10 protein-coding genes are annotated in these 12174 nt (G+C 62.0%); 2 read left to right on the top strand and 8 right to left on the bottom strand.

From position 1 onward, the window contains the following. Window positions 1–69 precede the first annotated feature (69 nt). From prfB to JN756_RS06870, 8 genes are all read right to left on the bottom strand, one after another. A protein-coding gene (gene prfB / locus JN756_RS06905; RefSeq protein WP_098100956.1) for a peptide chain release factor 2 occupies window positions 70–1165 on the bottom strand; the annotation gives its coding sequence in 2 pieces (ribosomal slippage) (window positions 70–1092 and window positions 1094–1165; 1095 coding nt in all). Window positions 1166–1405: 240 nt separating this feature from the next. Further along, window positions 1406–2407, bottom strand: a complete 1002-nt coding sequence (locus JN756_RS06900; protein WP_046384488.1) for a response regulator — start codon at window positions 2405–2407, stop codon at window positions 1406–1408. A gap of 51 nt (window positions 2408–2458) precedes the next feature. Next, window positions 2459–3469 carry a chemotaxis response regulator protein-glutamate methylesterase gene (locus tag JN756_RS06895; RefSeq protein ID WP_046384489.1) on the bottom strand — a complete coding sequence of 337 codons (1011 nt, stop codon included), beginning with the start codon at window positions 3467–3469 and terminating at the stop codon, window positions 2459–2461. Next, window positions 3466–5745: a hybrid sensor histidine kinase/response regulator gene (locus JN756_RS06890; RefSeq protein ID WP_201021951.1), complete on the bottom strand. Its 2280-nt coding sequence runs from the start codon at window positions 5743–5745 to the stop codon at window positions 3466–3468. The genes JN756_RS06895 and JN756_RS06890 overlap by 4 nt, the downstream gene beginning before the upstream one ends. After that, window positions 5742–6443: a chemotaxis protein CheW gene (locus tag JN756_RS06885; protein ID WP_046384491.1), complete on the bottom strand. Its 702-nt coding sequence runs from the start codon at window positions 6441–6443 to the stop codon at window positions 5742–5744. The genes JN756_RS06890 and JN756_RS06885 overlap by 4 nt, the downstream gene beginning before the upstream one ends. Then, complete coding sequence (locus JN756_RS06880) at window positions 6436–7695, bottom strand: CheR family methyltransferase (RefSeq protein ID WP_057004708.1); 1260 nt, start codon at window positions 7693–7695, stop codon at window positions 6436–6438. The genes JN756_RS06885 and JN756_RS06880 overlap by 8 nt, the downstream gene beginning before the upstream one ends. Beyond that, a complete protein-coding gene (locus JN756_RS06875) occupies window positions 7692–8204 on the bottom strand; it encodes a chemotaxis protein CheW (protein WP_046384493.1) in 513 nt (170 codons plus the stop codon). The genes JN756_RS06880 and JN756_RS06875 overlap by 4 nt, the downstream gene beginning before the upstream one ends. Further along, window positions 8204–9826: a methyl-accepting chemotaxis protein gene (locus JN756_RS06870; protein WP_046384494.1), complete on the bottom strand. Its 1623-nt coding sequence runs from the start codon at window positions 9824–9826 to the stop codon at window positions 8204–8206. The genes JN756_RS06875 and JN756_RS06870 overlap by 1 nt, the downstream gene beginning before the upstream one ends. 215 nt (window positions 9827–10041) lie before the next feature. Here JN756_RS06870 and JN756_RS06865 point away from each other — a divergent pair, with 215 nt between their 5' ends. Continuing rightward, entirely contained in the window at window positions 10042–11487 is a 1446-nt protein-coding gene (locus JN756_RS06865) for a PAAR domain-containing protein (protein ID WP_250690871.1), read from the top strand. Continuing rightward, complete coding sequence (locus JN756_RS06860) at window positions 11484–12095, top strand: hypothetical protein (RefSeq protein ID WP_057005795.1); 612 nt, start codon at window positions 11484–11486, stop codon at window positions 12093–12095. Before JN756_RS06865 ends, JN756_RS06860 begins: the two co-directional genes overlap by 4 nt. Window positions 12096–12174: the final 79 nt, after the last annotated feature.

Genomic DNA, 12174 nt, shown 5'->3' with positions numbered 1-12174 from the left:
TCTTTAAATTTTCCATCACAGGTTCGTTGCCCCCGCCACTGACGGGGGACTTGAGGTCGGGCTGGCGGTTTACAGCCCCGATTTCAGGCTGGCTTCCAGGTATTCGTCGATGTCGCCGTCGAGCACCTTGTCGCAGTCGCTGCGTTCGATGTTAGTGCGCAGATCCTTGATCCGCGACGCGTCCAGAACATAGGAACGGATCTGGTGACCCCAGCCGATATCCGACTTGGTGTCTTCCAGCGCCTGGGAAGCGGCGTTGCGCTTCTGCATTTCCTGCTCGTACAACTTGGCCCGCAGCATTTTCATGGCGGTGTCCTTGTTCGCGTGCTGGGAACGTTCGTTCTGGCAACTGACCACGGTGTTGGTCGGCACGTGGGTGATACGTACCGCCGAGTCGGTGGTGTTTACGTGCTGGCCACCGGCACCGGAGGAGCGATAGGTGTCGATCCGCAGGTCGGCCGGGTTGATCTCGATTTCCACCTTGTCGTCGATCTCGGGCGAGACGAACACCGCGCAGAACGAGGTGTGGCGGCGATTGCCGGAGTCGAACGGGCTCTTGCGCACCAGGCGATGCACGCCGATCTCGGTACGCAGCCAGCCGAAGGCGTATTCACCCTTGATGTGAACGGTGGCGCCTTTGATGCCGGCGACTTCACCGGCCGACAGCTCCATGATGGTCGCGTCGAAACCGCGTTTGTCGGCCCAGCGCAGGTACATGCGCAGCAGGATGTTGGCCCAGTCCTGGGCTTCGGTGCCGCCGGAACCGGCCTGGATGTCCAGGTAGGCGTTGTTCGGGTCCATTTCGTGGCTGAACATGCGGCGGAATTCAAGCTTGGCGAGGTTTTCCTCGAGACGGGCCAGCTCGGCGACGACATCGCCTACCGCGCCTTCGTCGTTTTCTTCGACAGCCATGTCCAGCAGGTCGCGGCAATCGGCCAGACCGGTGTTCAGTTCGTCGAGAGTGTCGACGATCTGCGCCAGCGCTGCGCGCTCGCGGCCCAGTTCCTGGGCGTATTCGGGTTTGTTCCAGACACTCGGATCTTCAAGCTCGCGATTGACTTCGGTCAGACGCTCATGCTTTTGATCGTAGTCAAAGATACCCCCGAATAGTTTCGGAGCGCTCGGACAGGTCCTTGATGGTGTTAAGGATCGGGTTGATTTCCATGGCGGGCAGCACTCGTTGGCGAACTTTTGAAAGCCGACGAGTATAACGACAAACGTGCGCAAACGGCAGTCCGCTTGGCGAAAAGGCAGGTTCAAGAACAGTGAATATCCACTGTGAGAGGGGGCTTGCCCCCGATGGCGGTGTGTCAGCCCTACACCCGGTGACTGTCACACCGCCATCGAGGGGCAAGCCGAGTCGTCGCGCCGCCCCTCGCACATTTGGACCGGCACTGGCCTCGGATTACTCGATACCGACTTGATTGCGCCCGTTGTTCTTGGCCGTATACAGCCCCTTGTCCGCCGCCATGATCAACTGGCGGCAATCGGTGCCTTGCACCGGCGTCATGGTCGACAGGCCGATGCTGATGGTCAGGCTCGCACCCTCGGCCGGGGCGATGTGCGGGATTTTCAGGGCGGCGACGGCCATGCGCAGTTTTTCGGCGACCAGCCGTGCGCCACCCGGCGAAGTGCTCGGCAGCACCAGGGCGAACTCTTCGCCGCCGTAGCGCGCCGGCAGGTCCGAAGGCCGGCTGCTGGCTTCACGGATGCTGGCGGCAACCTTGCGCAGGGCTTCGTCGCCTTCAACGTGGCCGAAGCTGTCGTTGTAGGTCTTGAAGAAGTCCACGTCGATCATCAGCAGCGACAATTGGGTCTGGTCCCGCATGGCGCGGCGCCATTCCAGTTCCAGGTATTCGTCGAAATGCCGGCGGTTGGACAGCCCGGTGAGGCCGTCGGAGTTCATCAGCCGTTGCAGTACCAGGTTGGTGTCCAACAGTTGCTGCTGGCTGACGCGCAGCGCGCGATAGGCCGCATCACGCTGCAACAGGGTCATGTAGGAGCGCGAGTGATAGCGGATACGCGCCACCAGCTCGATGTTGTCCGGCAGCTTGACCAGATAATCATTGGCGCCGGCCGAGAACGCCGCGCTTTTGATCAGAGGGTCTTCCTTGGTGGAGAGCACAATGATCGGGATGTTCTGCGTGGCCGGGTGGTTGCGGTATTCGCGCACCAGCGTCAGGCCATCCAGGCCGGGCATCACCAGGTCCTGCAGAATCACCGTGGGTTTGATGCGGATCGCCTGGGCGATGGCCTGGTGCGGGTCGGCGCAAAAGTGGAAGTCGATGTTTTCTTCATGGGCCAGGCCACGCCGCACGGCTTCGCCGATCATGGCCTGGTCGTCGACCAGCAACACCATGGCGGCATTTTCGTCGGTCTTGATGCCGTCGATCTGTAAATCATTCATCTGCAATCACCTGAATTACTGCCCGCAAACCAGCACCGCCGGGGATATTGATCATTTTGCAAATACCTCCAGCAGTCGGGGCGCAATTCTGTCCAGTGGGCGAATTTCAACAGCAGCGTCAATCGCCGCCGCCGCTTTGGGCATGCCATACACCGCCGAACTCTGCTGGTCCTGGGCGATGGTCAGATATCCTTGTTCCCGCATTAATTTGAGCCCCTGGGCTCCGTCGCGACCCATGCCGGTCAGCAGCACGCCGACGGCATCACCATTCCAGTGGCTGGCCACACTTTCGAAAAACACATCGATGGACGGCCGGTAAATCTCGTTCACCGGCTCGGCTGTATAGGCTAGCGTGCCATTTTTCAACAGACGAATGTGGTGATTGGTGCCGGCCAGCAGCACGACCCCGCTTTGTGGCGGCTCCCCCTCGCGGGCCAGGCGCACCGGCAGGCCGGAGGCGCTGCTCAGCCACTCGGCCATGCCGGCGGCGAACACCTGGTCCACATGCTGCACCAGCACGATGGCGGCGGGAAAGTCCCGGGGCAGGCCCTTGAGCAGGACTTCCAGGGCCGCCGGGCCGCCGGCCGAAGAACCGATCGCCACCAGGCTCTGGCGTTTGCCGGTGCTGCGCGGCGGCGCGGTTTCGGCGCGCACACGGCTGCCGCGCTGGCCGATCAGCCAACCTATATTGAGGATCTTGCGCAACAACGGCGCGGCGGCGTCCTTGGGATTGCCGACGCCCAGGGCCGGTGTATCCACCACATCCAGGGCGCCATGGCCCATGGCTTCGAACACCCGGCTGACATTGGCCTGGCGGTCGACGGTGACGATCACAATCGCGCACGGGCTCTCGGCCATGATCCGCCGGGTGGCTTCCACGCCGTCCATCACCGGCATAATCAGGTCCATCAGGATCAGGTCCGGGGTCAATTCGGCGCAACGCTGCACCGCTTCCAGGCCATTACTGGCTACCCACACCACCTGGTGCGCGGGCTCGAAGCTCACGGCGCGGCGTAACGCCTCCACGGCCATGGGCATGTCATTGACGATTGCAATCCTCATGCCCGCGCGCCTCCGATCAGTTCCACTACGGCATCAAGGAGGGCGTCATCGTGGAAACTGGCTTTGGCCAGATAGTAATCGGCGCCGGCGTCGAGTCCACGGCGTCGGTCTTCTTCGCGGTCCTTGTAAGACACCACCATCACCGGCAACGATTGCAGGCGAGCATCCCGGCGCAAGAGTGTGACCAATTCGATCCCGTCCATACGAGGCATATCAATGTCAGTGATGAGCAGGTCGAAGTCCTCGGAACGCAAGGCGTTCCAGCCGTCCATGCCATCGACGGCGACGGCCACTTCATAACCGCGGTTAAGCAGCAATTTACGCTGCAATTCACGCACGGTGAGCGAATCGTCCACCACCAGCACGCGTTTGCGCGGGGCTTCGGCGGCCTGCTGGCTGCGCCGGGCGATACGCTCCAGGCGGCCGGTATTGAGCAGCTTGTCCACCGAGCGCAGCATATCTTCGACGTCGACGATCAACACCACCGAGCCATCGTCCAGCAACGCCCCGGCGGAAATATCCTGGACCTTGCCCAACCGATCATCCAGCGGCAGCACCACCAACGTGCGTTCGCCGATAAAACGCTCCACGGCAATGCCATACACCGCATCGCGCTCGCGGATCACCACCACCTTCAACGTCTCGTCATTACCTTGCCCCGGCGGGCGCTGCAACAGCTGGCTGGCGGCGACCAGGCCGACATGCCGGCCTTCGTGCCAGAAATGCTGGCGGCCTTCGAGCTGCACAATGTCGTCGGGCGCCAGGTCGCACATGCGCTCGATATGCGCCAGCGGGAAGGCATAGGCTTCTTCGCCGACTTCCACCACCAGGCTGCGCACCACCGACAGGGTCAACGGCACTTCCAGATGGAAACGGCTGCCCTGCCCCGCCGCTTGCTCCAGCACCACCGCGCCGCGCAGTTGGCGGACCATATGCTGCACCGCATCCAGGCCGACGCCGCGCCCGGAGACTTCGGTGACCTTGTCGCGCAGGCTGAAGCCCGGCAGGAACAGGAACGTCAGCAACTCCTCCTCGCTGAGGTTCAAGGCGGTTTCCACCGTCGACAGATGCCGATCAACGATCGTGCCACGCAGGCGTTCGAGGTCGACGCCATTTCCGTCGTCGCTCAGTTCCAGCACCAGCAAACCGGCCTGGTGGGAGGCCCGCAAGCGGATCAAGCCTTCGGCCGGCTTGCCCGCCAGCAGGCGTTGTTCCGGCGTTTCGATGCCGTGGTCGACGGCATTGCGCAATAAGTGGGTGAGCGGCGCTTCGAGCTTCTCCAGCACATCGCGGTCGACCTGGGTCTTTTCGCCCTCGATCTCCAGGCGCACCTGCTTGCCCAGGCTGCGGCCGAGGTCGCGCACCATGCGGACCTGGCCGGCGAGCACATCGGCAAACGGGCGCATGCGGCAGGCCAGCGCGGTGTCGTAAAGCACCTGGGCGCGTTGCCCGGCCTGCCAGCCGAACTCATCGAGCTCAGCGGTTTTTTCCGCCAGCAGGGCTTGGGCTTCGCTCAGCAAGCGGCGGGCATCGGCCAGGGACTCCTGGGCTTCCAGGCTCAAGTCGAGGGTCTTGAGGTGACCATCGAGGTGGTCCAGCGCACGCACACCGTTACCCTGCACACGCTTGAGGCGTTGCAGGCTGGCCAGGTATGGCTTGAGTCGCTGGGTTTCGACCAGGGATTTGCTCGACAGGTCCAGCAGGCTGTTCAAACGCTCGGCGGTCACACGCAGTACGCGCTCGCCGCCTTCGGTCATGCGCTTGTTCTGACGCAGCGGTTCGCTGCCGAGGGACAGCGCAGGCTCGGGTTCGGCGGGCAGCGCTTCAATCAGCGGGGCGGGCGCTGGGGCAGGCGCGGGCGGCGGCGCCACCTTGGCGGTGGGCGGCGACGGGTCGAGCAGGCGCTCCATCAAGGCCACATATGCCTCGACATCCGCCGGCCCCACGGTGTTGCCCGGCGTGGCGATACGCATCAGCAGGTCGGTGCCTTGCAACAGCGCGTCGATGTGTTCCGGCTGCAGATACAGGCGACTTTCCTGGGCGCTGACCAGGCAATCCTCCATGACATGGGACACGCTGACCCCGGCGTCCACCCCGACAATCCGCGCCGCGCCTTTGAGCGAGTGCGCGGCGCGCATGCAGGCTTCGAGCTGGTCGGCCTGGGTCGGGTTGCGCTCCAGGGCCAGCAGGCCCGCGCTCAGTATCTGGGTCTGGGCATCGGCTTCCAGACTGAACAATTCCAGCAGCGAAGCATCGCGCATCTGGTCGGGGGTCATGTGAGGCTCCGGGTCACGGCAGACAGCAACTGAGCCTCGTCCAGCCAACGCAGGCTACGGCCCTTCCACTGCAACACGCCCTGAGTGAAGCGGCCGCTGGCCTGGGTGCCGGAGGCTGATGCCGCCGTCAAAGTACGCTCATCGATGGCATGGATACCGTCGACTTCATCCACCGGCACCACCACCGGGCCATCCTGCGCGGCGATGATCAACATGCGCGGCATGATGCGCCCGCCCGGCGTGCCGTGGTTGATGGCGTCCAGGCCCAACAGCTCGACCAGCGACAGGCACGCCACCAGCGCGCCGCGCACGTTCGCCACGCCAAGCAACGCGCGGGAACGTTGGTGCGGCAGGGAATGGATCGGGTGCAGGGTTGCCACTTCCACCAGGCATCGGGTGGCGATCCCCAGCCATTCTTCGCCGAGGCGGAATATCAGCAGGGAACGGGTGACGATGTCTTCGTTCGCCTGGGTATCGGCGACCGGACGATGATCGTCCTGCTGCAACGCATAGCGATCCAGCAAGCGGGTAGCGGCGGCGGAGTACACCGAGCAGTTGCGGCAATGGATATGGTCCGCCAGCAACGGGCAGGACTTGTCGCCGTGAATGCCGATCCGGTTCCAGCAATCGTCGATGGCCTGGGTGTCGTCCATCGTCAGGGCCAGGCCCGCAGTGTCGAGCGCGTTGGGGCTACTCATGGTTTTTGCTCACTGTCAGCTCGCTACGCGCGGCCCGCGCCTGCAACCGACGCGCCGCCGCAATGTCGCCCTGGGCTTCGAGCAACGCGGCCAGCTGCATCAGGGCCTGCGGATGCTGCGGTTCCAGGTACAAGGCTTTTCGATAAAACCCCTGGGCGTCCAGGGCGTTGCCGGCCACATCGCTGAGCAGCCCCAACCAGTAAAACACCTGGGCGGCCGGCGGGTGTTGACTTAAATAACGCTCGCAGGCGGCACGGGCCTCGGCGCTTTTGCCTTCGTTGGCCAGGGTCGCGATCTGGCTGAGCAGGTCGCCGGCCTCCGACGCTGGCGCCTTGATCGGCACCACCTGGGCATTGAGCGTACTGAACGGTCGCGGCTTGGGCGGGACCGCTGCGATGCTGCGCCGAGGCGCGGGCGCGGGTATCGGCACGAATATCGGCTCAGGCTTGACCGGCTCGGTGTGCCGGCTGAATGCAAACGACTGCGGCACGCCGATCGAACGCATGCCATGACGCCCCAACAGGCTGCCTTCGGCCGGGCCGATAAACAGCACGCCGTCCACGTGGGTCAGGTTCTTGAGCACGTCGAACACTTGTTTTTGCGTGGGTTGGTCGAAATAGATCAGCAGGTTGCGGCAAAACACAAAGTCGTAGCTCGGCTCATTGGCGAGCAACCCCGGGTCGAGCAGGTTGCCGACTTGCAGGCGCACCTGTTCGCGCACGCGGTCGTCGATGCGATAACCATCGGCCTGCTCGGTGAAGTGGCGGTCGCGAAACTCAAGGTCGCCGCCGCGAAACGAGTTGCGGCCATACACGCCGCGCTGGGCACGCTCCACCGACAGCGGGCTGACGTCCATGCCCTGCACCTTGAACTGGTGCGGCGCCAGGCCGGCATCGAGCAAGGCCATGGCGATCGAATAGGGTTCTTCGCCGGTGGAACAGGGCAGGCTGAGGATGCGCAGCGCGCGCAACTGGTTGATCTCGGCCAGGCGCGCCTTGGCCAGACGGGCCAGGGTCGCAAAGGATTCGGGGTAACGGAAAAACCAGGTCTCGGGCACGATCACCGCTTCGATCAGCGCTTGCTGTTCGTCGTGGGAGTGCTGCAGGTGCTGCCAGTACTCATCCGCCGTGTGGGCCGCGACGGCCTGGCTGCGCTGGCGCACGGCGCGTTCGATGATGGCTTCGCCCACCGAGGCCACGTCCAGGCCAATGCGTTCCTTCAAGAAGGCAAAGAAGCGCGGGTCGTTGCTCATAGGCTCGGCTCGGCAGAAAACAGCAAGGCGCGCACGTCATCGGTGAGCATATCCGCGACGCCGATCCATTGCATCAAGCCCAAGGCATCTTCGCGCACCGGCCCCAGGTAGGGCGCCAGGGGATTGTCCAGGCCGTAGGGTTTGAACTCCGCCGGGTCGCAACGCAGGGTCTCGGTGGCCTGCTCCAGAATCAGTCCCAGCCAACGCGCCTCGAGCCAGGGCTCAGGTTTATAGTTGACCAGCACCAGCCGCGTGCTGGTCCGCGCCTGGGCCGGCTCGCCGAAGGTCAAGGCACTGAGGTCGATGACCGGCACCATCGCGCCACGATGGGCAAAGATACCCGCCACCCACAGCGGTGCATGGGCGATGGGTTTGAGCGGCAGGCGCGGCAGCACTTCGGCCACTTCGGTGGCCTTGAGGGCATACCGTTCGTGACCGATGTGGAACACCAGGAACAACGCCTTTTTCGCTGCCGGGACGACGCCGAGTTTAGCCGCGAGGTCGCTCATCAGACTTTGAAACGCGACACGCCGCTGCGCAGACCGACCGCAACCTGGCTCAGTTCATCAATGGCAAAGCTGGCCTGGCGCAGGGACTCCACGGTCTGGCTGCTGGCATCGCCCAATTGCACCAGCGCGTGGTTGATCTGCTCGGCCCCGGTGGCCTGGGCCTGCATGCCTTCGTTGACCATCAACACCCGCGGCGCCAGGGCCTGGACCTGGTGGATGATCTGCGACAGTTGCTCGCCCACTTGCTGCACCTCGAACATGCCCCGGCGCACTTCTTCGGAGAACTTGTCCATGCCCATCACCCCGGCGGACACCGCCGACTGGATCTCGCGCACCATCTGCTCGATGTCGTAGGTGGCCACGGCGGTCTGGTCGGCCAGGCGGCGCACTTCAGTGGCCACCACGGCAAAACCGCGGCCGTACTCACCGGCCTTCTCGGCCTCGATGGCGGCGTTGAGGGACAACAGGTTGGTCTGGTCGGCAACTTTGACGATGGTCACCACCACCTGGTTGATGTTGCCGGCCTTCTCGTTAAGGATCGCCAGCTTGGCGTTGACCAGCTCAGCCGCGCCCATCACCGAGTGCATGGTTTCTTCCATGCGCGCCAGGCCTTGCTGGCCGGAACCGGCGGCGACCGAGGCCTGGTCGGCGGCGGTGGAGACTTCGGTCATGGTACGGACCAAGTCCTTGGAAGTGGCGGCGATCTCCCGCGAAGTAGCGCCGATCTCGGTGGTAGTTGCCGCGGTTTCCGTGGCCGTGGCCTGTTGTTGCTTGGAGGTGGCGGCAATCTCGGTGACCGAGGTAGTCACCTGCACCGACGAACGCTGGGCCTGGGACACCAGGGCGGTCAGTTCGGTCATCATGTCGTTGAAGCCGGTTTCGACCGCGCCGAATTCGTCCTTGCGCTCCAGGTTCAAGCGCTTGCTCAGGTCACCGGTACGCATAACGTCGAGGATCTCGACGATACGCTGCATCGGCGCCATGATTGCGCGCATCAACAGCAGACCGCACAGGCCAGCGGCGAAGATGGCGATGATCAGCGAAACCGCCATGCTGAGCTTGGCCGACATCACCGACTCGTCGATGGCCGATGTGGCGCGGTCAGACACGCTCTTGTTTTCGGTGATGATGTCGTTGAGCTTCATGCGCCCTTCGGTCCAGATCGGCGTCAATTGCTCTTCGACCAGCACGCTCGCACCCGGCAAATCATTGGCTTCAATGCGTGCCAGCACCTCGGCGAGGGCCTTGTTGTAGTTGATATGCGCCGCCTTGAAGTTATCGAACTCCATGCGATCAGCCTGGCTGTTGACGGTTTTTTCGTAATTGGCCATCTGCTGTTCAATACGCGCTTCGAAAGACTTGAAGTCCGTCTTATCGGCACTGGTGAGGGTTTTATCTGCGCGCAGGCCGATGATATCGATGGTCAGCAGATAGCTGTCGACCCATGCGCTGCGGATCATCGAACTGAGGTAAACCCCCGGTACCGCATCGTCCCGGACCGATTCCTGGCTGGCTTCGATCTTCAGCAACCGCGAGTAGGACACCACAACCATCAGCAGCATGATCGCGACAATGACCGCAAAGCTCGCCAAAATCCGCTGGCGCAAGGTCCAATTCTTCACAGTGTTTCCTCGAAGAGCCATTCAAATGGGGGGAGTATAGCTGAGCACAAGCCTTCATTTATCAATGGGTTTCGACGTGGTGCCCACAGAATGCAAAAACATCCCTGAAGGTAATTACAGAACCAACCTACAAAAACCCACGAAGCGTCCGACTACCGGGCTTTTCTCGCCGAGCCTAGCGTGCTGGTCCCTGCGAACAAAAGGACATCGCTGGCATGCGCCGCTATTTCATTACCCGAGGAGCCAAGACCACCGCTGGCGGGACCGTCGTCGGCGGTTTGACGGGCTTTCGCATCACCCAAGTGGACATCGCCCTTGAAGGTCATGAGGTGCTTTGCCCGGTATGCAAAACCACCGGAGTCATAGTCTGTGTTGGCCCGCGCCTGGAGCAGTGGGCACGAGGGCGACGGGTGGCGCTCTCGGACGATCTCTGCCGCTGTAAATGCGACCCGCCCCCTCGCCTGCTGGCCGACCAGTTCGAGCGGTTTCAGACCCTTACTGCTGAAGACTCCGCGGCACACCGCCGAAGCGCGACCGCATCGGAAGCGCCAGCGCCAACACCCGCGAGAAATCCTACCCCGAGCTCAACACCTTCCGCTTTCAGCGAAATACTCGAGTCAGCCTGCGAGCGCAATTGGCGCTTCTACCAGAAGCAGGCAGAAGACGTGATCGCCCCCGGCGGCAAGCTGATCGCCGACCCCAGGTTGCGCAACCGGCTCATCAACTCGGCGTATGCCCAGCTCTGGCGCCTCGACAACCGTTTTCAGTGGGCGGGCCTTGCGGCGTTTGCCTCCAAGCAAGTGGGGTGCGGTTTGCTGCACGCGGCAGAATCCATCGAGAAAATTCAGGCGGAATTTGAAGCGGCGGAGCAATTGCGAAGGAGTGCCCGGAAAGGGGTTTGGGGGTTGTTCAGCGCCGAGGAGCGTGAACGGCAGGCAAAGCTGCGGGAGTACGAGCGGCGCCTGCGGGAGTATGAACAGGCCAGCCGTAATAACCCGGTGCCTGATGTTGATTGGCGGCGCGAGGGTGAACCGTTATCGAGCGTGCAACAGCTTTATCAACATGTGTACGAGATGATGGCGATGGGCAATACCACGCTGTTTTTGGATGTGTTTCCGTTGCATGCGTTTTATAAGGAGCGGGGGTTGGGGTTGCTTGAGACCTGCCTGTCCTCGCGCCAGAACATTTTTGAGGATGGGCTGCAGCGGGTGTTGTGGCCGGTGGGGCAGGAAAATTTAAGGTTTGGGCTTGACCACGACTACATTCTGCAAGCCTTTCAGGCCATTGACGAAGGAAATATCGCCGAAAGTGTTAAGTATCTGGCTTGGCATGAACAGCAAAATATCCTTCAGCCAACCATGTATACCGACCAAAAATTAGTGGCTCTGCTACGTAGCAACCATCTTTCATACGTCACGGGCATACCGTCCGGAGTCGCGCAAGCCATTGAGCTAACGCTGGCAAGCCAATGCCGCTCTGTTGATGACGGCAGGGTCATTGAGTTCAGCAACAACCCCATCGCCAACTTGGCCGATATCGATCAACGCATGACCTTCGTGCTCAAGGCCGCCGCGCAATTTGACAAGCTGTTAAATAGCGGTGAGCGGCATCGAATCGAACAAGCGCTGGATGATGTCGCTGCAGGTCGGGGCATGCGATGAACCGGCTCTCACAAGTAAACTGGCGACATGCCGCACTTGTATTGTTCGCTGCCGTACTACTGGTAGGAATGATACGTTTCTTCACCAGTACGCCAGAAATCGCACTGATGCTTGGGGAGCCTTGGGAAGACATGCGTCAGCGCTCCAGTGCAGCAATCGCCCCTGCTATTCCCGGAGAAATATGGGGGAGGCTACCAAAGTCCGATGCCCGTCTACGCTTCATAGACCCTCAATATGGATTCGTTACCCCGCCTGCCCGCTTCCTCGCGGTAAGTTTCGACAAGGAGCGCGTTGGTAGTATCCGCATGTCCCCCCAAATCGAACCGCTATTGCTCGATGACACCCTCAACGTCGTGCTGTATTTGCAAAAACAATGGAGCAATGCCGGCTGGCTGCCCATACGAGTCGCCTCCAACCCTCCATTCGCCGACACACCTGAATGGCGTGCTCGATTGCGAAATGTGAACCGGGGTGGCAAGTCTTACTGGCGGGCAGAAAACAAATACCAAGTCATGTTGGTAGTTGGGCGCTTCAAGGACTATCGGCATCCCACAGAAGAGCGGTACCTCATTACACTGGAATTATCCAGGCCGTGGGGGCTGCCATAAATAGATTTGTTAAATCGTTTCCACAGAACGTGAGAACGATCTTCATCGTGCGCAGGCATGCCTAGAGGGTGGCCTGAGG

The organism is Pseudomonas sp. Y39-6 (assembly GCF_023651955.1).
Taxonomy (GTDB): domain Bacteria; phylum Pseudomonadota; class Gammaproteobacteria; order Pseudomonadales; family Pseudomonadaceae; genus Aquipseudomonas; species Aquipseudomonas veronii.
The sequence above is the reverse complement of the archived record's forward strand: the minus strand, read 5'-3'. Positions and strand labels throughout refer to the sequence as shown.